The sequence below is a fragment of the Gottfriedia sp. NPDC056225 genome (assembly GCF_042267765.1).
Classification (GTDB): domain Bacteria; phylum Bacillota; class Bacilli; order Bacillales; family Bacillaceae_G; genus Gottfriedia.
Genome location: NZ_JBHJTJ010000029.1, coordinates 36,892 through 60,722, shown reverse-complemented (window position 1 = coordinate 60,722; position 23,831 = coordinate 36,892). Strand labels below are relative to the sequence as shown.

Annotated in this window: 22 protein-coding genes; 18 read left to right on the top strand and 4 right to left on the bottom strand. The window is 30.6% G+C overall.

All coding sequences use genetic code 11. The annotated features are described in order from the left end of the window. Window positions 1-122 precede the first annotated feature (122 nt). The 8 genes from ACFCYN_RS17505 to recQ all read left to right on the top strand — a co-directional run bounded on the left by ACFCYN_RS17505 (window position 123) and on the right by recQ (window position 7,054). A complete protein-coding gene (locus ACFCYN_RS17505; protein ID WP_375950657.1) occupies window positions 123-734 on the top strand; it encodes a pyroglutamyl-peptidase I in 612 nt (203 codons plus the stop codon). Next, a complete protein-coding gene (pxpB, locus tag ACFCYN_RS17500) occupies window positions 727-1,470 on the top strand; it encodes a 5-oxoprolinase subunit PxpB (protein ID WP_375950655.1) in 744 nt (247 codons plus the stop codon). The genes ACFCYN_RS17505 and pxpB overlap by 8 nt, the downstream gene beginning before the upstream one ends. Further along, window positions 1,460-2,215 (top strand): 5-oxoprolinase subunit PxpA, encoded by a 756-nt coding sequence (locus ACFCYN_RS17495; protein WP_172447617.1) that lies wholly within the window; start codon window positions 1,460-1,462, stop codon window positions 2,213-2,215. Before pxpB ends, ACFCYN_RS17495 begins: the two co-directional genes overlap by 11 nt. A 6-nt stretch (window positions 2,216-2,221) precedes the next feature. Next, window positions 2,222-3,166: a 5-oxoprolinase subunit C family protein gene (locus tag ACFCYN_RS17490; RefSeq protein WP_172444702.1), complete on the top strand. Its 945-nt coding sequence runs from the start codon at window positions 2,222-2,224 to the stop codon at window positions 3,164-3,166. 2 nt (window positions 3,167-3,168) lie between these two features. Next, on the top strand, window positions 3,169-3,672 hold the full coding sequence (locus tag ACFCYN_RS17485) for an ankyrin repeat domain-containing protein (RefSeq protein WP_172444701.1): 504 nt from the start codon (window positions 3,169-3,171) through the stop codon (window positions 3,670-3,672). Window positions 3,673-3,756: 84 nt separating this feature from the next. Then, a complete protein-coding gene (locus ACFCYN_RS17480; protein ID WP_172444700.1) occupies window positions 3,757-4,473 on the top strand; it encodes a pseudouridine synthase in 717 nt (238 codons plus the stop codon). Beyond that, a complete protein-coding gene (locus tag ACFCYN_RS17475; protein ID WP_172444699.1) occupies window positions 4,457-4,897 on the top strand; it encodes a YaiI/YqxD family protein in 441 nt (146 codons plus the stop codon). The genes ACFCYN_RS17480 and ACFCYN_RS17475 overlap by 17 nt, the downstream gene beginning before the upstream one ends. Window positions 4,898-4,939: 42 nt before the next feature. Beyond that, window positions 4,940-7,054 carry a DNA helicase RecQ gene (gene recQ / locus ACFCYN_RS17470; RefSeq protein ID WP_375950652.1) on the top strand — a complete coding sequence of 705 codons (2,115 nt, stop codon included), beginning with the start codon at window positions 4,940-4,942 and terminating at the stop codon, window positions 7,052-7,054. Window positions 7,055-7,108: 54 nt separating this feature from the next. Here recQ and ACFCYN_RS17465 read toward each other — a convergent pair whose 3' ends face one another. Continuing rightward, the gene (locus ACFCYN_RS17465) at window positions 7,109-8,710 is read right to left on the bottom strand and encodes a glycoside hydrolase family 10-like protein (RefSeq protein WP_375950650.1); all 1,602 of its coding nucleotides are present in this window, start codon (window positions 8,708-8,710) and stop codon (window positions 7,109-7,111) included. Window positions 8,711-9,026: 316 nt separating this feature from the next. Here ACFCYN_RS17465 and ACFCYN_RS17460 point away from each other — a divergent pair, with 316 nt between their 5' ends. Next, the gene (locus ACFCYN_RS17460; RefSeq protein WP_375950649.1) at window positions 9,027-12,197 is read left to right on the top strand and encodes an ATP-binding cassette domain-containing protein; all 3,171 of its coding nucleotides are present in this window, start codon (window positions 9,027-9,029) and stop codon (window positions 12,195-12,197) included. 863 nt (window positions 12,198-13,060) lie between these two features. On the opposite strand, the gene ACFCYN_RS17455 is transcribed toward ACFCYN_RS17460, so the two are convergent. Beyond that, window positions 13,061-13,966 (bottom strand): DMT family transporter, encoded by a 906-nt coding sequence (locus ACFCYN_RS17455; protein WP_375950662.1) that lies wholly within the window; start codon window positions 13,964-13,966, stop codon window positions 13,061-13,063. A gap of 309 nt (window positions 13,967-14,275) precedes the next feature. Here ACFCYN_RS17455 and ACFCYN_RS17450 point away from each other — a divergent pair, with 309 nt between their 5' ends. After that, window positions 14,276-14,827: an NADPH-dependent FMN reductase gene (locus ACFCYN_RS17450; RefSeq protein WP_098118429.1), complete on the top strand. Its 552-nt coding sequence runs from the start codon at window positions 14,276-14,278 to the stop codon at window positions 14,825-14,827. 60 nt (window positions 14,828-14,887) lie between these two features. Here ACFCYN_RS17450 and ACFCYN_RS17445 read toward each other — a convergent pair whose 3' ends face one another. After that, the gene (locus ACFCYN_RS17445; RefSeq protein WP_172444695.1) at window positions 14,888-15,514 is read right to left on the bottom strand and encodes a trimeric intracellular cation channel family protein; all 627 of its coding nucleotides are present in this window, start codon (window positions 15,512-15,514) and stop codon (window positions 14,888-14,890) included. Window positions 15,515-15,687: 173 nt separating this feature from the next. On the opposite strand from ACFCYN_RS17445, the gene ACFCYN_RS17440 reads away from it, so the two are divergent. The 7 genes from ACFCYN_RS17440 to ACFCYN_RS17410 all read left to right on the top strand — a co-directional run bounded on the left by ACFCYN_RS17440 (window position 15,688) and on the right by ACFCYN_RS17410 (window position 22,214). Next, a complete protein-coding gene (locus ACFCYN_RS17440; protein ID WP_375950646.1) occupies window positions 15,688-16,890 on the top strand; it encodes a serine hydrolase domain-containing protein in 1,203 nt (400 codons plus the stop codon). A 124-nt stretch (window positions 16,891-17,014) separates the two neighbouring features. Further along, window positions 17,015-17,605 (top strand): undecaprenyl-diphosphatase, encoded by a 591-nt coding sequence (locus ACFCYN_RS17435; RefSeq protein ID WP_172444693.1) that lies wholly within the window; start codon window positions 17,015-17,017, stop codon window positions 17,603-17,605. 25 nt (window positions 17,606-17,630) lie between these two features. Beyond that, window positions 17,631-18,305 carry a response regulator transcription factor gene (locus ACFCYN_RS17430; RefSeq protein ID WP_375950644.1) on the top strand — a complete coding sequence of 225 codons (675 nt, stop codon included), beginning with the start codon at window positions 17,631-17,633 and terminating at the stop codon, window positions 18,303-18,305. Continuing rightward, window positions 18,280-19,635, top strand: coding sequence for a sensor histidine kinase (locus ACFCYN_RS17425; protein WP_375950643.1), 1,356 nt, complete (start codon window positions 18,280-18,282; stop codon window positions 19,633-19,635). The genes ACFCYN_RS17430 and ACFCYN_RS17425 overlap by 26 nt, the downstream gene beginning before the upstream one ends. A gap of 29 nt (window positions 19,636-19,664) precedes the next feature. Then, on the top strand, window positions 19,665-20,315 hold the full coding sequence (locus ACFCYN_RS17420) for a VTT domain-containing protein (protein ID WP_172444690.1): 651 nt from the start codon (window positions 19,665-19,667) through the stop codon (window positions 20,313-20,315). Between the two features lie 166 nt (window positions 20,316-20,481). Next, window positions 20,482-21,054 (top strand): hypothetical protein, encoded by a 573-nt coding sequence (locus tag ACFCYN_RS17415; protein WP_172444689.1) that lies wholly within the window; start codon window positions 20,482-20,484, stop codon window positions 21,052-21,054. Window positions 21,055-21,086: 32 nt separating this feature from the next. Further along, window positions 21,087-22,214, top strand: a complete 1,128-nt coding sequence (locus ACFCYN_RS17410) for an MGDG synthase family glycosyltransferase (RefSeq protein ID WP_172444688.1) — start codon at window positions 21,087-21,089, stop codon at window positions 22,212-22,214. A 155-nt stretch (window positions 22,215-22,369) separates the two neighbouring features. Here the strand turns inward: ACFCYN_RS17410 and ACFCYN_RS17405 are convergent, their stop codons facing one another. Beyond that, on the bottom strand, window positions 22,370-23,068 hold the full coding sequence (locus ACFCYN_RS17405) for a polysaccharide deacetylase family protein (protein ID WP_375950640.1): 699 nt from the start codon (window positions 23,066-23,068) through the stop codon (window positions 22,370-22,372). A 166-nt stretch (window positions 23,069-23,234) separates the two neighbouring features. Between ACFCYN_RS17405 and ACFCYN_RS17400 the strand changes: the two genes are divergently transcribed. Further along, the gene (locus ACFCYN_RS17400) at window positions 23,235-23,831 is read left to right on the top strand and encodes an AAA family ATPase (RefSeq protein ID WP_375950638.1); all 597 of its coding nucleotides are present in this window, start codon (window positions 23,235-23,237) and stop codon (window positions 23,829-23,831) included.

The following is a 23,831-nucleotide window of genomic DNA, read 5'->3' as shown; positions in this document are numbered from 1 at the left end:
GCTTATCAATAAAAACTAACATTTTCTTATGTAAAACCTAAACTTTTACATATTCAAAGGAATTCAAATTCATTTTGTAGAAGTATTCTACTATATAAATCTTACCAAAGGACTGAGAGCACTTGAATACATTATTGTTAACAGGTTTTGAACCTTTTTTGAACTTTTCAATTAATCCTACAGAAGAAATAGTGAAAGAATTAAATGGTCAAGTGATTGGATCTTATCAAATAATCGGCAAAGTTTTACCTGTTGATTTTAATACTGCAGGTAATGAGTTACTTAATTTATTCGATACTTATAATCCATCCGCAGTGGTTTCATTAGGTCTGGCCGGAGGAAGATCTAAAATAACGCCAGAGCGAATTGCAATAAATTGCAATGATGGTGCTGCAGATAATAAAGGGAATAAATTTGTTGGCGCAAAAATTGATTTGGAAGGTCCTGATGGATTATTTTCAACACTTCCAATTCAAAAAATTGTTGATGTTTTAAATGAACACCATTTACCTGCTGAAATTTCAAATTCTGCCGGGGCTTATTTGTGTAATAACGTTATGTATCAAATGCTAAATGAACTAAAGAAATTAAGAAAACAAATTCCAAGTGGATTTATTCACATTCCTGCTTCTCATGAGCTAGCGGTAATTGACCGAAAGTTGCCAAGTTGGTCACAGAGGGATTTGACGGAGGCAATTAAGCTTGCAATAGAAGTAATTAGTCATAATGACTAAACCAAAATTGACTATTTTTCCAGTAGGATGCTCTGGAATTATATGTTATTTAGGTGATTCGATTTCAAATGAAATAAATAATTTAGTCCATACTTTTTCAGATTATCTAAATAAGCATATAAAAACTAAAATATCAGGTGTAGTACCTTCGTATCATTCAATTACGATTTACTATGATTCTCTTAATTTTTCTTTTTCAGAAATAAAAAATGAAATTGATTTCCTTTTTAAAAACTACAATGATTCTCCGAATAATAAAGAACAGACAATCTATGAAGTTCCTGTATGTTTTCATTCTGATTTTGGCACAGAACTCCAAAAAGTTGCAGAGCAAAATAATCTAACAACAGATCAAGTCATTCGTCTTTATTTAGAAGAAATATATCCAATCTATATGATTGGTTTTATACCGGGGTTTCCATATTTAGGTGGATTAAATCCTGCTCTAGCAACTCCAAGACTGGTTAAACCAAAAAACGTATTAAAAGGTTCAGTAGGCATTGCTGGTAATCAAACTGGAATTTATCCATTTGAATCTCCAGGTGGTTGGAATATTATTGGTCGTACTCCGATTGAAGTGTTTTCAACGAAAAATAATGGTACAGAAAACTTTAAAGCTGGGGATATGATAAATTTTTTTGAAATTACTGATGAAGAGTTTAATCAAATTGAACAAATGGTAGAAAAGGACAACTATTCGATTAAAAAGGAAGTGCATTATTTTGATTCAAATTGATTTAAACTGTGATTTGGGCGAAAGCTTTGGAAATTACAAAATAAATGATGAGCAAATTATTCCGCATATTACATCAGCCAATATTGCGTGTGGGCTTCATGCAGGTGATCCGTTCGTTATATATGAAACAGTAAAAATAGCTAAGCAATATAATTTATCAATCGGTGCGCATCCGGGTTTTCCAGATTTACTCGGATTTGGTAGACGAGAAATGAAGTTTACCGAAGACGAAATATACAAAATAGTACTATACCAGATTGGTGCACTTTATTCGGTTTGCAAAGTAAATCAAACTGAACTCAATCATTTAAAACCTCACGGTGCACTTTACAATATGGCTGCTACAAATTTAAATCTAGCTTTAGCAATTACGAAAGCAATGAAGGAATTCGATCCTTCATTAGTCTTATATGGGTTAGCAAATAGTAAATTAATTGAAGCAGCGGTTGAAATGAATATCCCTTTTGCTTCAGAAGTATTTGCCGATCGAACTTATACTGATGAAGGTTTATTAGTACCTCGTAATCAAGCAAACTCAGTTCATCATAATACAAGAGATGCGATTGATCAAGCTCTTCAAATTGTAACAAGCAAAACTGTCACTACAATTTCTGGAAAGGTTATTCCAATTCTAGCAGATACAATTTGTATCCATAGTGATTCTGACATCTCGATTAAATTAGCATTGGAATTACAAAATGTATTTAATGACAATCATATTATCGTTAAACCAATAGGAGCGTAGTGTCCTTTGAAAGAGTTATTTGAAGTTTTAAATAGAGGTGTGTCGATTTCGATTCAAGATATGGGGAGGGAAAAATATAGACATCTTGGCATTCCCGTATCTGGCGCAATGGACCAGTTGGCATTTCAAATTGGAAATCTATTATTAGGAAATAAGTTTAATGCTGCGAGTATCGAAATTGCTTTTGGAGGTATAGTTTTAAAAGCATTAAATCAAATTTCAATTGTGATTACAGGTGGGAATTTAAAGCCCAGTTTAAACGGTAAAGCGGCTGAAATGTATAAAGTTATAGACTTAGAGAAAGATGATATTCTAGATTTTAATGGTGCAGTTAATGGGGTTTATTCATATATATCAGTACCTGGTGGAATTAAAAGTGAATTTCATTTTGAAAGTCAATCAACATATACACCTGCTTCCCTCGGATTAGTAATAACTAAAGGTACATTAATTTATGGATCAAGTACTACATTCAAGCTGATGAAACGTGGACTTCAGCATGAGTTTATTCCAAAATATCCTAAGCATAATTCGATTAAATTTATTAGAAGTAGTCATTTTGACAAAATACCATACCATATAAAATTTCAAATTTTATCTAAACCTCTCACAATCGGCACATTTAATAAAATGGGCATGTATTTAAGTACAATTAAGACTAATGTAGAACCTTTTAATTCAAATATCCTATCGGAAGGAACTACTTTTGGAACGATTCAAGTATTGCCAACTGGACAACCAATAATCCTTCTAGCAGACTCACAAACTACTGGTGGCTATGCAACATTAGGTACCGTAATCGTTTCAGACCTTTGGAAACTTGTACAAATGCAAAAAGGAAATACAATTCAATTATTACCGATTAAACTGGATGAGGCGAAAATTTTAAATAAAAAGCATCATTTATTTTTAAAATGTTTACAAATTGAATGTAGAAATAAGGAGGTATAGCAATGGAAGATTTGATTAGTAAATTATTTGATGCAACAGAAAAAGGAGAAGTATCTGAGGTTAATGAAATATTGGGGGATCATCAAGATTTAATTCATAATGAAAATGAGCATGGACTAACACTACTTGGAATTGCGGCACACTATGGCCAGTTTGAAGTCGTGAAAACTTTAGTGAAAAATGGTGCGGAAATTAACGCAATTTCAAACTCTAAGCTATCTTTTATACCGAAAAATACTGCTCTACATGCAGCAATTGCAGGTGCCAAATCGAAAGAAGTTATTGATTTTCTATTAGCCAATGGAGCAGATCCTAATCTTTGTGATAGAGAAGGTCATACGCCATTACATATTGCAGCATTTGAAGGGAATACTGCTATTGCTGAGCTTTTGTTAAAAAACGGAGCTAAACTTTTACATAACAATTCTGGTAAAACACCGATTGAAATTGCTGAAGAACGCGGCAATTTAGATTTTATTAATTTCATTAAAGAAGTGTCGATTTAAGTATTGAAAAGTGTTGTGAATCTGTTCTCTCACAACACTTTTTGTTATGATAAAGAAAAAAGTCTAGAAAATGAGGAATAAGGATTGAGAATCAATGTATTTATTAGCGCTTCAGGATATTGTTCTAGAAGAGCGGCAGAACGATTAGTTGCTTCAGGAGAAGTGAAAATTAATGGATTAATTGCTGAAAAAAACAGCTTAGTTGAAGAAAAAGATATTGTACAAGTAAATGATGAAGTAATTGAATTAACAAATGATAAAGACTATATTATTCTAAATAAACCTGTAGGGATTACTTGTACTGGTTTAAGCACAGTGGAAGGGAATATTATCGATTTTGTAAATTATCCAAAGAGACTTTTTCCAATTGGAAGACTAGATAAAGATTCTGAAGGACTCATTATTCTTACAAATGATGGGCCGATTGCACATAAAATTTTACATAGTGAACATGGTCATGAAAAAGAATATATTGTTACTGTCGATCAACCAATCGACGATGATTTTATTAATGGTATGTCAAATGGCGTACTCATTGGGAATGTCCTAACAAAAAAATGTAAAGTTTCAATGATAGATGAATTCACATTTCGAATTATCTTAACACAAGGTTTAAATAGACAAATTCGTAAAATGGCAAAAAATTTTGGTTATAATGTCGTTAAATTACAGCGAATTCGAATTATGAATATCCATTTGGAAAATCTTGAAATAGGCAAATGGCGACATTTAACTGATCTAGAATTAAATCTTTTAAAAGAACAATTGAAAGAGGAAGAAGAAAATGAAAATTTTAATTGATGCAGATGGTTGTCCAGTCGTATCAGAAACAATAAAAATTGCAGCAGAATTTAATGTTAATGTCCTTTTATTATGTGATACTGCTCATATTATGCAAAGAGAAGGTGCAGAAACAATTGTCATCTCTCAAGGGGCGGACGCCGTTGACTTTGCGTTAGTCAACCGAGTTTCTAAAGGAGATGTTATCATTACACAAGACTATGGTCTTGCTGCAATGGTCTTATCAAAACAGGCATATGTTTTAAATCAGAATGGCTTTCAATATACAAATGAAAATATCGATTCACTTCTACATACTAGATATGTTTCTAAAAAAATTCGAAATGCAGGTGGTAGGGTGAAAGGACCTAAAAAACGTCAAAAAGAAGATAATGCAAATTTTGAAAATGGGTTAAGAAGTCTACTTACATCAATTACTTTATAGTAAAATAGAGTTGTAATTAGAAAATATAAAAAGGAGGTTTACATGCTAACAGTTGCAAGAGAAAACTTAAAAAAGTATTTTGGGTATGAAAATTTTAGAGCGGGACAAGAACAAATTATTGAACGAGTTTTATCAGGCAAACACACGGCTGGTATTATGCCAACAGGTGGTGGAAAGTCGATTTGTTATCAAATTCCAGCGACTATTCTCCAAGGAGTTACCCTCGTCATTTCTCCTTTAATCTCATTAATGAAAGACCAGGTAGATGCATTGCATCAAGTAGGTATACCTTCCACATTTATTAATAGTTCACTTTCTTATAATGAAGTAAATGAAAGAATGATGGATTTAAGCTATGGAGAGTATAAAATTTTATATGTTGCTCCAGAACGATTGGAATCAGAAAGTTTTATAAATGAGTTGAAAAAATTGCCAATTTTACTCGTTGCTGTAGATGAAGCTCACTGTATCTCTTCATGGGGACATGATTTTAGGCCAAGCTACTTACGCATAAAAAACTTAATTCAAGAGCTTCCTACAAAACCTACAATATTAGCCCTAACTGCAACTGCAACTCCGCAAGTTAAATCTGATATTTGTGATCAGCTAGGTATTATAGAGGAAACCGCGATTATTACAGGATTTGAACGAGAAAATTTGTCATTTAAAGTGATAAGAGGTCAAAATCGATTAGATTATATAAATAATTACATAAAACAAAATAAAAACGAATCTGGTATTATTTACGCTGCAACTAGAAAAGAAGTAGATAATATTACAATTAAGTTAAAGAATCTTGGTATTTCTGTTGGTAAATACCATGCAGGTTTAAGCGATGTTGAGCGATCAAAACAACAAGACGCATTTTTACAAGATAATATTAATGTGATGGTTGCTACAAATGCATTTGGAATGGGAATTGACAAAAGTAATGTACGTTACGTAATCCATTACCAAATGCCTAAAAACATGGAAAGTTACTATCAAGAAGCAGGAAGAGCTGGGCGAGATGGCTTAGAAAGTGAGTGCATATTACTTTTTAGTGCACAAGATGTACAAATTCAAAGATTTTTAATTGAGCAGTCTACTTTTGATCCAAAAAGACTGAAACAAGAAATTTCAAAGCTACAATCAATGAAAGATTACAGCTATTGCGAAACATGTTTACAGGCTTTTATTTTAAAATACTTTGGTGATGAAAGTGAACATGTTTGCGGGAAATGTAGTAATTGCATCGATCAACGTACTGCAATTGATATTACGATTGATGCTCAAATTGTTTTATCCTGTATCATTCGAATGGGAGAACGATTCGGTAAAACGATGGTAGCTTCAGTTTTAACCGGTTCTACGAATAAAAAATTACTAGACTTTAATTTTCATACATTAACGACATACGGATTATTCAAAGGTCGAACGCTTAAAAGTGTTGGAGATTTAATCGATTATTTAACATCCGAACAATATATTGGCGTTACTAGTGGCAAATTTCCATTATTAACGGTTACAAATAGTGGAAGAGAAGTTTTATTAAATAAAATAAATGTAATGAAAAAAGAAGATATCCAAGTAGTTGAAACAACTAATGTTGATAATGATTTATTTAATCAATTACGTAGTTTACGAAAAGAAATTGCTAGCGAACTTGGTGTACCACCGTTTGTTGTTTTTTCTGATAGTACATTACGAGATTTATGTAACTTATTACCTACTACTGAAGAGGAATTTCTACAGGCAAAAGGTGTCGGATTACAAAAACAACAAAAATTTGGTAAGCAATTTATAGAAGTAATCCAGAAATATAAAGAAGATAATCAGATTGAAGAGCAAATAGTGCGACCGAAAACTCAAACCATAAAAAAAGTGAGTTCTCATACAATCTCATTTGAATCTTATCAAAATGGTCTTACGATTGCTGAAATTGCAAATGAGAGAGGTTTAAACACAACTACAGTTGAAAATCATATTCTACAAGGTGCAATGGAAGATGATCAATTTGATTGGGATGAAGTAGTTCCAAGTGATCTTGAAAACCAAATTAAGGAAGTAATTAAAATAGTTGGAAGCGAGAAGTTAAGACCAATTAAGGATGAATTGCCTGCTGAAATTAGTTATTTTATGATAAAAGCTGTAATTATGAAGTCTGCAACTGTTTAAAATGCTTGTATTAATGAGAGCTTCCACAAAAATGGAAGCTCTTTTAATTTTTGATTATTTCTTTCCAGCTTTCACTTTTATTTGATTACTTACTTTACTTTCATTATGAAGTCGATCTACCGCAGTTATTTCATATGTGTAGTCTTCATTTATATTTGCAGTTGTATCAAGATAAGTTGTTTTACCACTTTCTAATTTACGAACTGTCGTTAAAATGTTTCTTGGATCATCTGTACTGTCTTTATGTGTTCCATCAAATCGATAGACAACATAATAGGAAACATCTTTATCATTCGGATGAGTATTTAAAGTAAGCTGAATTCCATCTTTTGTACGAACAGCATTTTCAAATTTCGGTTTCTTTGGTGCTTGGTCATCTAACCAAGGCATCGATGGGATTAATGCTTTTGTTTTATATACATCTTGGCTTAATCGATCTTTAATACCAAGTGGATTACGATTCAAGTCTTTAATTGAAAAATGCATACTACCTTTAATTTCAGGAATAGTGCGATTTAAGGCAATTTGATTTGGTAATTCATCAGGTTGCGCCCACGCTTCATTGTTAGCGTTAATTTTGTAATCTGCTTGTCCAATATATAAATCAATATTCTTACCTTTTACTTCATTGGACCACCAATTGGCTAGAGTATCATAAGCAGCAGCATCAAATCCAATATTCCAGTAAATTTGAGGAGTAATATAATCTAGGTAATCTTTATTAATCCAATCTCTAGTATCTGCAAATAGATCATCGTAATTCGTTTGACCGGCAGTTGTATTTGAACCAGTAGGGTCTTTGGCGATATTTCTCCAAACTCCGAATGGACTAATACCAAACTTGACATAGGATTTTTCTTTTTTAATAGAATTGTGAAGTAGTTTTACGAATTGATCAACATTGTCACGACGCCAATCGTCGATATTAGCAAATTTTTGCTTACCATATTTTACATATGAAGCCTGATCAGGAAATTCTTGCCCTGCAATACGATAGGGATAAAAATAATCGTCCAAATGCACTGCATCAATATCATATTTTTTTACAACTTCCATAATTCCATCAATAATAAATTGACGAGCATCTGGATTACCTGGATCAAAATATAATTGCTTTCCATATGGAATTACCCAATCAGGATGCTTTCTTGCAGGATGATTGTCGGCTAAAGTATTTAAATCAGCTAATGTAGCATCACCTGGTTCCGTACGTGGCATTGTAATACGATATGGATTAAACCATGCATGAAATTCAATATTACGTTTATGTGCTTCTTCAACCATAAATGCAAGTGGATCATAGCCTGGGTCTTTACCTTGCGTACCAGTTAAATATTTAGACCACGGACCATAATTTGAAGGATAAAAGGCATCAGCTGTCGGCTTAATTTGAACAACTACCGAATTCATTCCCATCTTTTCTACGTCATCTAATAGTTTAATAAACTCCGATTTTTGTTGCATTTCAGACAATCCAGTTGCTGATGGCCAATCAATGTTTGTTACTGATGCAATCCATGCTGCTCGTAGTTCATGCTTAGGCGGGACTGAGTACTGTGAAGTAGTTTCTGCGTGAACATTTTGGATTTGTTGCAATAATAGTGATGCACCTACAGTAGCAGCAATCGCATATTTTCCAAGTTTTCTTTTCTTCATAAGTATTCCACCATACTTTCTATTAAAATAGTAGCGTTTACATAATATAAAACTACCAAAAATGGAAAGTTATGTCTATAAAATTTGAAACAAAATTTCAAAATAATCTAAAAAATCAAGAAATTAAATTTCGTTTTATTGAATTTTTAGTGAAAATCCACTTTTAAAGTTGATTTAATTATTTGCAGAATATAGATTGAATTGTCTTAAATTGTTAAAATAAATAATGTAAGTATATTTGTATTAATTAAAGGTCATATAAGGAATGAACATACATAATTAAATTAAATATTATGAGACAAGAGAGGATATGAATTTGAAAATAAGTCAATTAATTGCAAATAATATTAATAAATTAGATGCAATTTTACCTGAGAATCATTCGTTAGGAATTGCAGGATTATCTGGTTCTGGTAAAACAACTTTTTGTCAAACAATTGGTGAGGAATCAAAGAAAAGATTGGTTTCATTATTACCTAAAGCAGAATATCAATATTTATTTCCAAACATAATGGAAACAAACTTTAGTGCGATTAATATGGAAGATATGCCATTAGTACTATTCCTTGGTAAATCATCTATTTCTACTAATCCACGTTCTACCCTTGGAACACATACTGGTGTTTTTAAAGACATCCGTGTGAGACTTGGTGAACTGTTTCATCAATCACCTGAAGTTTTTTCGTTTAATAATGAATTAGGTTGGTGTCCTGATTGTAAAGGCCGTGGCATTACGAAAAATATTGAATGTAAAAAATGTAAAGGAAAACGTTATAATCAAAAGGTTGAGGAATTTAAAATAGAGTTATTTGGTAGGCCACATTCTATTTCCGATATTAATAATTTAAGTGTTGAAACAATCTTATCTCTTGCGGATGAATTACATATTGGCGAGGCAAAACAGCATTTACTTAATAATATTATTAAAATGAATATTGGCTATTTATCATTAAATCGAATTACTGGCACTTTATCTGGTGGAGAATTAACGCGACTTTACCTAGGGGAATTTATGGCAACTAGTGAAAATACAATTATTATCATTGATGAAATTTCAGTTGGTCTTGATCATGAAACCTTAATTAGAATTTTAGATGAGATAAAAGAATTAGGATTTAAAAACCAAATTTGGTTAATTGACCATTCCGATACAGTGTTAAATGCGACAGATGATCAAGTATTTTTCGGACCAGGAAGTGGTAAATATGGTGGGAAAATCGTAGAAGAATCTCCGCGACCAAAGCCAATTTATTGGGAACGAAATAAGGCTATGCCAAGTGAGTATTATGAATTTAAAGATCTACATTGTCGTAATATCCAAATTGCTGAAATTCAAATCCCTAAAAATAGACTGATAACATTTACAGGCGAGTCTGGATGCGGGAAATCAACTCTAGTAAATGAGTGTATGTCTAAAGATTTTTTAAAGCGATATCCAAAAGATAAATTAGTGATGGTTGGACAGGATCGCAACCAATCAATTACGAGCCGATCAACGGTTGCTACATTTTTAGATATTAAAAGAAAATTAACAAAATATAGTGATGAAATTGATGATATTTTTCAACGCTCAATTGAAGATATACTTCCGGAACTACCGAATGAAGACATCGCACATAAACGATTAAGCTTACTAATTAAACTCGGTCTTGGCTATCTTACGCTAGAAAGAAAAACACAAACACTATCAACAGGCGAATTTCAATGTGTCCATTTAGTATCTGAATTATTTTCGAATTCAAGAAATCCGCATACGCTATTCATTTTCGATGAACCTTCTAAAGGTTTATCGCAAAATATTTTAAATCAATTCATCGATAGTGTTCGAGAAATTCTAAAAGATGATTCGATCTCCATTATGATGATTGAACATAATGCATACATGTTAGAAAGCTCGGATTATATTGTAGATTTTGGCAAAAGAAAGACTAGCCATGTTGAACTACTGGATGTTGTTAGTCATGATGACCATTTTAATCATATAAAAACAGATAAATCTGAGCGTCATACGCATATTTCATCTGCTCTTAAAGTACAAAATGGCGTTCGATATATACAAGAAAATCAGATAAATTATTTTAAAAATGCAGAAAACATCTATAAAGGTGGAATTTTAAAAAGTCTTTCATCAATGGCAAGACTTATTTATGGAGAATATGAATCAGATGCGATTGTTCCTGTTATAGCAATCGATTTAGAAAGACATTTATATAGTCAATATACATTCTTGTATGAAATTGGTGGGCTAATCAATCAAATTGTAGCGGCACATCCGACTAACAAAGATACAAGAAGTTTTGACTTTTATAGTCAAGATAATCATTGTCCATCATGTTCTGGTCGTCGAGTAATTGAAAAATTTGATATCAATGTAGTAATCCAAAATAAAGATGTACCTTTTTGGGAAGGGTTATTACATCCAGATGTAATGGAAGTGTTAAAATATTACCAATATCCAAAATTACAATTCCTTTTTGATGAAATTAGAAATGAACTAGGTCAAGATATTAGTAAAAGTTATAATGAGATGAATGAAGCCGAAAAACATACTTTTTTATATGGATACTGGGATCAAACATTTTATGACAAAGCAGGAAAAACCCAAAGATTATGGGAAGGCTTTAACATTATCATTGGAAGATATATGTCAATTTCAAAATCATCTATTAAAGAGGATATGAAGACTTCAAAAGAACAAATCTTATGTCCAATTTGTAAAGGGACAGTATTAAAGCACCGCAAAAAATTAATGTTTGGTGAATTTGATATTCGTGAGATTATAAATCAACCAGTAGATCAAGTGATCAAAACAGTTGGCCAACTGCCAGTCTTAGAAAAAATAAAATCAATCGTTGGTGGAGAAACTGCCTTAACTGTAGAAGTTTCATTGCTTTCTCGAGAACAACAAGTTGCCTTAAAAATGCTAGAAATAAAACAAGCAAGTTTTGTGGGATATGAAGTAGTATTACAAAATGCATTACCATTTTGGGATCGCATTAAAACAAATATTGAAGAAATAAGCAGTAAAAACTTAGTAACGCTAACTGATTTTAAAGACATATATGAAACTAGAGAAGAAATTATAGACAAGTATTTCACAAATGGTAAATTCAAAAAACTAACATATGTTTATGAAGCATTTGGCTATAAAAAAATCGTTACACTAATTAATAAAGTAAAAGCAAGCAATCCTTGTCCGTTCTGTAAAGGAAAGAAAGTAATTTCTGAAGATAATCTTCATGACGGAGTATATAAATTAACAATACCTTGTGTTAGCTGTTTAGCAAGTGGAATCAATGAAAGTGGACGTCAACAGCTAGTTGAAGAAGTAGAGGTTGAAACGTGGCTTACTGGTAAAGTAAGTGATGTTGTTCCTGAAAACCAATTATCAGAGGAAGTTAAAGATATTCCAATATTTAATCGAATTAGAGAACTTAATAAACGAGATATGATGGCAGTATATCAACGTTTGATTCAAAATAATTAACGAAAAAAAAACTCATCTTCAAAGTAAATTTGAAATGAGTTTTTTATTATGCTTTCGAGTAAATAAGTATGTCAATATAACAGTTAATATTGTTGGAAAACGTTCAAAGAATATTGTTCACATTTTATTCATGGTAATAAAACAGAATATTTAGTATGATGAACTTGTAGCAATTAACGAATTTTCTAAAATATCTATGAAAAACAACAAGTTGTAACTATATCAGAAAAATAATATTTTTGAAAGTAGGAGATATGATGAATCATTTAAATTTAGGTAGGAACTTAAAAATATCAGCAGGTTTATCGGTATTTGTAATTTTATTGATGACATATCTTTTAAATTAAAAAAGAATAAAATAATTTGATCTAAAACTCGTTTGTGAAAATTACAGATGAGTTTTTTTATTTATATAGCTAGTAACGTTCAGAAATTCGTATATCAGTTCAATTTTTAAAAGCAAAAAACAGAACGTACATTCTGGTAATTTAGATAGAATTATGGTAAAATTAGGTAGAGTAGAGTTGTGGTGGGTGCCTTTCTTCGGTAAGAAGGGAGGTGATATGGTGACTGGTTATGAGATTGCAAATTTAATTATTCAATGTGTTGGAATAACTGCAACTGTAATCTTTAGCATAATCGGTATTATCATTTCTATGAGCAAAAAAAAATAACCACCGTACCCCTCGACTGGTTGTGGTGATTATTTCTTCACTGGGATCCGAGGAAAGCAACTTTACAATCACTACTCGGAAGGGGTGTGTTCGCAGCACATCCCTTTTTATTATATTCTATATATTTTTATTATAGTCTTTTTAGTATTATTTGACAATGTAGATACAGTTCTTTTGCAGTATGAATATTTAATTTGCTATTTTTTCATTCGAATTTTGCGATACTTTTTTCGGAGAATTCAGTAGTAAAATTAAGGCAATACCTAAAAATGTTAGAAAAATTCCAATTACTTGTGTTTTTGTTGGTTTAAATCCAGTAATTACTGTATCTAACACAATAGCAACCGCAGGATCTAAGAATGTTAATACTGCAATCATATTAGAAGGTAAAAATCGAATATTACCAAAAAATAATGCATATATGATGCCAGTATGTACAAAACCGATTATTAAAATAAAACTCCAGTTTTCAAGATGTAAGTGTTGAAACGAACCAAACTTAACAAAAGGAATTAATAGTAGAAAGCCTAATGTTGTTTGTAGCAATGTAGTAAAGTACGAGCTTGTTTGTGTGATTCCTTTATTTACAATCAATAAAAATCCATAAAAAATTGCAGCGAGAAAAGCCCAAATAACTCCTGAAGAAAGTAGTTTATCAATTGAAAAATCAGAAGCCAGTCCCGATAAAAGAATTGATCCGATAAAACTACTTAAAACGCCCAATAACGGTACTAATGTTATTCTTTCTTTATAAATTAAGCTTCCTAATAAAAATAAAATAACTGGAGCTAAGTAGTAAATTGAAATTGAAATTGTCACAGATAAATTTTCGAATGACTTAAATAAGAATACCCAATTCAATACTAATAAGATACCGCTAAACAATGAGAGAGTAATATCTTTTTTATTAAATATTTCTCTTTTCGCTAATCCTGAAAAATACCAAACAGAGATTAAAAATATACTCGCAAAAACACATCTTATGAACACTAAATCAATTGCTTCTAGTCCTGTTTTAGGTGCGACGAAGCCCACTGTTCCAAATGTAGCCATTGCGATCATTATACTAATGGTTGCCTTTTTATTTCCTGCCATTTTCCCCAATACGCTTCACATCCATTTCGATTGTAAATTCAATATTCTGTCAAATAAGTATATACTAATCTATATTATTATATCAATCATAGAAAATAGGTGTACTTTAAAAAAAAGGTGGAAGTAGGTCTTATTAATTAATATAATTCTTGTTCAAAATATTTCAAGTCTAATTATTCTTTAAATTCACACCTAAAATATTGGGCAAATGTTTAAATTTCATTTATACTATAAAATGTAGTTTCAAAGAATTTGAAGAAGTTTGTCAAAAAACTACAATTAATATTTGACAATGTGAGGGGAAAATAAATGAATATCGTTGTAGTCAATGGTACACCAAGAGCTAATGGGAGAACTAGATTCTTAGCAAAACAAATTGCAGAATCTTATAATTATTCAGTTATAGATTTAGCTGTTGAACAAGTTCCTCTTTATAATGGAGAGCTTGCGCAAAAAGAATTAGATTCAGTTAAATCAATTAAAGAAGCATTAGTAAAAGCAGATGGGATCATTATGTGTACACCAGAGTACAATAATGCGATGAGCGGGGCTTTAAAAAACTTAGTAGAGCTATTAGGTTCTGAGCCATTCAAGAAAAAGCCAATTTCATTATTAGCAGTAGCTGGTGGTGGAAAAGGCGGTATCAATGCTTTAAATAATATGAGAACAGTAGTGCGTGGAGTGTATGGAAATGCATTACCGAAACAATTAATTTTAGATCCAGTTGATTTCGAAAATGATACAATCGTAAAACCTGAAGCTTTTGCTAAAGTAGCTGATGTAATTGATGAATTAAAAGAATATGTACAAAAAGAAATTTTATATAAAGAATTCTTAGAATCAAATTGTGTTTCTAAGTAAATGATTAATGGTCCTAATTGATAGTTAATTAGGACCATTAAAAATAGCTTAACAATTATGCTAAGCTATAAATGATTTATCATTAACTTTTCTAATAGGGAAATTAACTTTGTATCTTACAGCAATAATTCTTATAGCTGTTGTAATTAGAAAACAAATATATAAAGATTGAAGCTTCGTAAATTCGCCATGTGTAAATAAAATTGTCACAGAACCAATAATGGCTGCAATTGCATAAATTTCTTTTTGGAATACAAATGGAATTTCTCTAGCGAATACATCACGCATAATTCCACCACCGATTCCAGTGATTAATCCCATTGAAATAATTAAAAAAGAACCTTTTAACCCATGATCAATAGCTGAGTATGAACCTACAGCAGTAAAAACACCAAGACCGATTGCATCAGTAAGAATTAAAGTTGTTTGGAATTGCTTTGTATGTTGATAAAATAACCATGTTACAATTGAAACAACTGCACTTACGATAAAGTATTGAGGTTTTGCAAAAGCATTCGGTACAGTTTGACCTAAAATAATATCACGAATTAATCCACCGCCCAATGCTGTACATGCAGCTAAAAAAACAACACCAAATAAGTCTAACTTCTTTTGAATACCAACCAAAGTACCTGAAATGCTCGCAGCGATAATTCCTGCATAAACAAAAACCTCAATCAAAATCATTCGTTCTATCCCCTTAAATCCATTTTCTAAGATTCATTTTAGCAACAGGAAAGCCCTATTACAATATTAAAATAATTTTGTAAACGCTTCATTTAAAAAATATTTTTCTACAGCGAAAATTTACAGTTTTTTACATAATTTTCACTAAATTCTCAGGACTGGAGATGGTATATTTGCCAAACAAATTTGATTTACAAAAAAATAAAAATATCACTAAAGATATTCAAATAGTTATGGAAAAATATAAAATTGTCGGTTGTCAGGCAGCAGCTGTATTAAATGAACAGCTTATTTGGGCAGATGCTTTTGGTTATCGAAATTTAGAAACAAAAGAGCCAGTTACTGAAAATACGATGTTTCGTATTGCTTCAATTTCCAAACTTTTTACTGCAACAGCAATTATGCAATTATTTGAAAGGAATTTACTAAAATTAGATGAAGATATTAGTCTCTATCTAGGCTTCGAAGTAAGAAATCCAAATTTTCCAAATGAAGCTATTACAATCAGACAAATCTTAACCCATACATCATCTCTCAACTCAGACGAACTATCCAACAGCATTTATGCAAAGTTTATAAGAGAAGGTCATTCAAATTTTTCATTACAACTTAAAGATTTACTTATTGAAAATGGTAAATATTTTATGAAAGAAATTTGGGGTGACTGGAAACCAGGAAGTCAATTTGTATATTCGAATATTGGAGCTATTATTTGTGGTGCAATTATTGAAAAAATCTCGAAGTTACGATTTGATCAATACATTAAACAAACAATCTTTGATCCTTTAGAAATGAAGAATGTAGCTTTTTCCTATTCAAATATTAATAGCAGCAATGAACTTGCAAACCTTTATGAACATAATAATGATATGCAAAGCTTTAAAATAACAATTGAAGATGTTAAACAAAATGAATATCCAGAAAATTATTGGGATGATTATACAATAGGAAATCACGGAGGCTTATTTGAACCACAAGGTGGACTAAGGACAACTGCAATTGAATTAAGTAAATTTTTAAGAGCACATATGTTAAATGGAAAGCTAAACGGAAAACAAATTCTAGAACCAAAAACGTCTAAATTAATGAAATCAATTCAATGGTCAAGAGAAGAAGAGAATCATTTTTTTAGTAAAATGGGTCTTGGTTTTCATATTACTCACGACTTCCTTCCTGAATATAATGAAATGATTGGACATTCAGGTGAAGCATACGGTTTAATCAGCAATCTATATTGGCATGAAGAAAAACAATTTGGCATCATCTTTATTTTAAACGGAAGCCAATTCGATCTAACACAAAATACAAGATTCGATGTAGAAAAAGAACTAGCAGAAGTAATATATAAACATGTATTCGAAAATGATAATGAATAAACAAAAAGGATCTATTTTTTAATAGGTCCTTTTTCATTTACCAATAATCTTTCTTTTTTTTTCATCATTTTTTCATAAAACTTTTGTATAATCATTTCCGAACTAAAAAATGGAGGAAATTTAAATGAACTACACAATATTTAAACTCATCAATGGATTAGCTGGCAATTGGCCGATTTTAGATAACTTGATGATCTTTTTATCTAAATCTGCCATTTTAATTCTAATCGCACTTTTGTGCTATTTATGGTTTCAAAAAGGTAATGTACGCAAATATACTGCTTTTTATATTGTTTTAACTCTTATACTAGCACTTGGTTGTAACTTTATAATCCATCAATTTTATTATCACGCCAGACCGTTTGTTAATCATCATGTGAATAAACTAATTACACATTCCTCTGATTCATCTTTTGTAAGTGATCACGGGACACTGGTATTTTCTACTGCAATTATATTATTACTTAGAAAAAATAGTTTAGCTAAATATGTACTTGCATGGGCGATATTGGTTGGAATTTCACGAATCTATGTAGGAGTACACTATCCATTTGATATTATTGGAGCATTTATTTTAGCTGCAATATCGGCAACAATCGTACTAAAAACTACGTCATTTACAGAACCATTAATGAAAATATTATTGAGATTTTACGAAATAATAATTAAAAAATTACCTTTAAATCTAAGAAAGAAATTAATCTCTAATGACTAAAGAACATAAATAGAGGAGATCAAAATTGAAGATTTTATTTGCAGAGGACGATCAAAAATTAGGAAAGCTGACGACTCATTTATTAAAAACACAAACGCCATTTCAAATCGAATGGACAACTAACGGAAAACAAGCATTGGAATTAGCTATTCACTATGATTTTGATTTACTTATTTTAGACTGGATGTTACCTGAAATTAGTGGGTTAGAAATATGCAAAAGGTTAAGGAGCAAAGGGTTTAAAGGGCCGATTTTAATGTTAACCGCAAGGGATAGTATTAATCACCGTGTTGAAGGATTAGAAGCTGGAGCGGATGATTATTTAATTAAACCATTTGATTTTAGTGAACTTGCTGCAAGAATTAAAGTGCTTAACCGTCGAAATTTTGCGCCACTTCAAGAAGAACTTATTACGATTGAAGACTTAACTTATAATCGGACAAACTTTAGTTTAAATAGAGGAAATGAACAAATCATTTTAACTCAAAGGGAGTTACAATTATTTGATTTATTAGTGAAAAATAGAGGAATCGTGCTCACTAGAGAAATAATATTTGAAAGAGTTTGGGGGATTGAATCAGAAGTTACAAGCAATGCAGTTGATGCTTATGTAAAAAACCTTAGAAAAAAAATTGATCTACCAAATCAGAAAACTTATATAAAGAGTGTTAGAGGTGTTGGATATACAATCGAAAAATGAAACATCATTATTTCAACAAATCAGCAAGCAATTAACATTTTTTAATCTTAGAATTTTAATGATTTTCATTATATTATTTAATATTTCAGTTGGGGTTGTATTGTCTTTTTATATTTATTTAGACCAAAAGAGTGATCTAATTGCAGTTTTAAAAGCAGAAGTAAAAGAAGTAAAAATAAATGCTTCATCTCTTACTACTGATAATAATACTACCCCTAGAAAACATAATCGTAAAAAAGTTTATTTTAATTATTTTCTAAATAAAAATAATGTATATGAAATCTATGATGAAACGACACCTGGGTATACAATCGATATTGAAAAAGTTTTAAATAAGATCAACCCAAATCAAAATAAGGCAGTAATAAAACGAATAGCCCCTCACGATAAAGAAGAATTAAATTTAATGATTGTTACGGAAAAAATATTCGATTCATCAAATCATTACATCGGAACGATTTATAGTGGTAAAGATTTGTCGTCGGTTGTTTATTTAATAAAACAGTTTATTAGTATCTCGTTTCTACTTTCAATAATCTTTTGTTTTATGGCGTATTACTTTGGCAAAAAAATTACAAGTCAGGCAATGGAACCGATTATTAAATCTTATAAAGAACAGCAAGAGTTTGTAGAAAACGCATCGCATGAACTAAGAACGCCGTTATCTGTATTACAAGCAGGTATTGATGTACTAAATACTGAACAAGACCGCCTATCTGATTTTGGACAAGAGACATTATCCGATTTAAAAAAGGAATTGAGTGATACACGTAATCTCGTTCATCAATTACTTTTTCTAGCAAGACTCGATAACAAACAAATCGCCAAAGTAAATATTGAAGAATTTAGGATTGATACATTTACTGAACAAATACAAAAGGCGTGGCAATACAAAGCAACTGAGAAAAAACAACATATTCACATGATGAATGAAGAACAATTTATCATTAAGGCGAATCAAGAAAGTTTTAAGCAGTTGATTAGCATCCTTGTTGATAATGCACTGAAATACTCATTTGAACAAAGTACGATTTCACTAAATTACTATGTAATGATAGAGAAAAAAGCAAAATACTTCTTTTTTGAAATAATTGATAATGGAATTGGGATTGCTCCGGAATTACAAGAGAAAATTTTTAATCGTTTTTTTCGTATAGAGGAGCATAGGTCTAGGGAAGAGGGAAACACTGGACTTGGATTATCAATCGCCAAATCGATTATTGATTCTTTTCATGGGGAAATTATAGTGAATAGTGAACTTGGAAAAGGGAGTACTTTTACGATTAAAATTCCTATTTCAAAATTATTCCAAGTTATTAAAAATAGATAAGCTATAAAAAGAGATTTGGGAGGATTTACATGGAGATTGTTAAAAATTTTATTGATCTGATCTTGCATTTAGATCAGCATTTATTATCATTTGTTCAACATTATGGATCATTAACATATATCATTTTGCTTGTAATTATTTTATTGGAAACCGGACTTGTTGTGACACCGTTTTTACCAGGAGATTCATTAATTTTTACAGCAGGCGCACTGTCAGCTTTACATTTATTAAATTTTTATGTGCTATTAATTCTTTTAATAATCGCAGCAACCATAGGTGATTCATTGAATTATTTAATTGGTAACAAACTAGGAAGAAAATTAATTAAAAGTAAAAAAATAAATTCAAAATACATACGTGAAACTGAAGATTTTTATAACAAAAAAGGTCCTAAGTTTATTGTATTAGCAAGATTTATTCCTATTATTAGAACATTTGCACCGTTTGTTGCAGGGGTTGGCGAGATGAAATATTCCAAATTTATACCGTACAATATTTTCGGTGCAACCATTTGGGTTGGTTTAATGGTGTCATTAGGTTACTTTTTCGGTAATATTCCCGTTATTAAAAATCATTTTGGTTTATTAACGATTGGCATAATTTTTGTTTCAATAATACCAATAATAGTGGATTTATTTAAGAAATTTAGTAAGGAAAGTAAATTAAAACAAAATTTATAAATTCAACTAATTTTTATACTATTTTCATTAAATTTTCACTTTTATTTTGTACATTTAGTATAAAAAAATAGCGGAAATAGTATAAGTTGGCTTTTCCTTGAAAGCTTACTAAAAATGGATCATTTATTTTCTATTTTTTCTGCTCAAATTGAAAGGAATTAACAAAATGATTAGTAATTGGATAAAAAATAAATCTGAGAGAAAATTAATTTATATAGCATTAGTAATTTCAATTGTTATTTTTATTCTTGCTTCGTGGAAAACGATGCATCGATCTGAATTAACAATGAATATAGGTCCACATATACAAAATGGTTTGCAACATGGTTTTCATGAAATGAATCCATTAAAATTTTATGCAAAAGATAAAGGATCCATTGGAAGGCTAGGAGTATTTGCAGCATTTATTCTGTTTCCTTTATATTTATTAATCAGATTAAAGAAACTAAAGGACTATAAAGGATTAAAGAGATTTTTAAGTATATTACTGAAATGGTGCAAATTAATCCATGTACCAATCGCGCTAATTACTTTTGCTTTAGTCACAGTCCATTCTGTTATTATGACGTTCTTTGAATGGAAAACTGATGCTGTTTATATTTCTGGTGTAATAACCTATTTGCTATTACTACCATTAGGTATTTTTGGATTTTTACGATATAAACGTAAGGATAAAAACTGGCATTACTTTCTATCCTTTGCAGTAGTAATCTCAATGTTAATTCATACTTTCATTTAAATATATTGTCTTTTTGCGAGAGGTTGGTCATTATGGGAGTGCAGCCTAAAATACTTGTAGTTACATCAAGTTTTGGAAACGGGCATAAGCAAGTATCAAATGCGTTAAAAAGTGAATTTGAACAAGTTAACTTTAAGGACGTTACAATTATAGATATATACAAAGAAGCATATCCAACAATAAATGTTTTCGCTAAAAGTATCCATTTACAATTATTCCAACATGCTCAAACAATTTATAAATGGTTCTTTTATGGGACAGAAAAATTATTTAGCACAGTTATTTTTGACAGGTTATTGGAATTATGTGGGAGGAAAATAAAAAGTATTCTCCAAAACGAGATGCCAGATATTATTATAACTACATTTCCTGTTGGATCAGTTGCGAAATGGAAAAAGTATTCTTCCCATCCATGTAAATTATTTACAGTTGTTACCGATTATTATATTCACCGATCATGGATTCATAATGAAATTGATCGCTACTATATTGCAACAGAAGGCTTAATTCAGCAAATGGTGAATCTAGGTGTATCTTTATCAAAAATATTTGTAAGTGGTATTCCACTCCGACAAGAATTTAAAGAAGTGGATGTTTTAAACGAACAATCAAGTATATCTAAGTCTAAGCATCAAATTTTAATAGTTGCTGGGGCAGTTGGAATATTAAAAGATGTTGAAAAAATGGCCAAGCAGTTACTGATTGATACAAAACTTAATCTTACAGTTGTTTGTGGCTATAATCGAATTCTTTATAATAAATTAATTAATTTGAAAGAAGTATATGAAGAGCGGTTACAAGTATTTGGTTATGTAAACGATATTCGTAATTTATATAGAAAATCTGACTTGTTAATTACTAAGCCTGGTGGAATCACATTATCGGAAAGCATTGCTTGTAGTTTACCGACAATCCTATACAAACCAACACCTGGTCAGGAGAAAGAAAATTCACGAATTTTCGAAAATGCTGGAGCTTCTGTAACAGTAAAATCAATTCAAGAATTAACATTTTATATTAATCGAATTCTTTTTAAGGCAAATTGTTTGGAACAGATGAAATATTCATTAACGACATTAAATAAAGGATTTAGTTCACAGTTAATTGTTAATGATATTTTCAGTTCAATTTCCAAAAATTTTAATAAAAGGCTGTCCTAAAAGTCCTGTAAAATGACTTCTAGTTCGGTCTTTTTTTTGTTTGGAAAATATGCAAGTAAAGTTTTAAATGATTAGATGTGAGAATATGGGGAATTTCGGATCATTTATACATTATGAAAAGAGAGTCCAGATGAACTCTCTTTTGACTTTTTAAACTATTCATTAATTAGTACAAACTCATACTGATTTTCAAAACATTGTAAAATATAGCTTTCTAAAGCTTCGATTGTATGGCTAGGTGCGTCCTCATCTGCACCAACTGTATCCCCATTATCATGTAATAACACAATTGATCCTGATTTAGTTTGTTTTATTAAACGGTTTAATATGCCTTGACTTCCATGTTTACTGCTCCAATCATTTGCCATGACAGACCATAAAATTAGCCGGTATTTCTTTTGGAATAAAAGCGGTAGTGAAACAAGTCCCCAAGGCGGTCGATAAAAAATCGGATCATAGTTAGTTAAATTCTTTATAATATCAGCAGTCTTATCTATTTGATTTTTTAAGGAATTCGGACTAAGAAACCAATTACATTTATGTTTATAATTGTGAATAGCAAGTAAGTGCCCTTCTTCGTGTATCCTTCTAATAATCGCAGGATGCTTTTCTGCTTCGGAACCTAATACAAAAAAAGTTGCCTTTATTGAATGGGACCTTAATAAATCAAGAAGTAAAGGCGTATAAACCGGATGTGGACCATCGTCAAAAGTTAAAGCGATTTGTTTTTTTCGGTTTGAAACTTGATTAATTGAAAACAAATTGAATAGCCTTGTTAACAAACTCGGAATTGGACCATAAAAAAGAAATAATACTATTAGTAAACTTCCGATTGTGATGAAAAATCTAACCATATATTCTCCTTAATACTTCTTAAATGAAATAACAATATAGTATTATTATAGTCCAAATTGTTATTTGTTGGTATTTAGAAGACGAGAATATTATGATGAAATATGATTGGCTTAATTTGAATGATAATTGAATCCATAAAAAATTTAATAATGGGTAGGTGATAATATGAACAAAATTATTTCAATTCAGGGTGGAATGGCTGTTGGGAAAACAACTTTAGCGAAAACATTAGAGAAACAATTCCAACGCATTCAAGTAATATATGAAAATCCATATCCAATTGTTAATAAAAGGAATAATTTGAAACTTGATTTACATACTTTAGAAGGGTTTATTGAAAACCAAAAATTGTTTATTGAGACAGAAATTAAGCGCTTTGAACAATTAAATAATAACCTTGTCATTTTAGATCGAGGTCCAGAGGATATCGAATTCTACACACTGTATTTTCCAATCGCAAACGGTTACTTATGGGATATTGAAAATCGTTTAAAAGATGAATTTGGTGAACTAAGGAAATGCAGATCAGATTTAATTTTCTACTTAGATGCTGATTTAGAAACACTACAATATAGAAAACAAAATGATTTATCAAAAAGAAGAAATTCATTTAATCAAAATATGGAGTTATATTTATATGAAAAAGACTGGTATAAGCAGTTTAATACTAAATTTATAAATGTAAATAAGAAGTCTCCTGTCGAGGTAGAAAAACTTGTCTTACAAATTTTAACAGAAAATGCTATTCTTAATAATGAATGA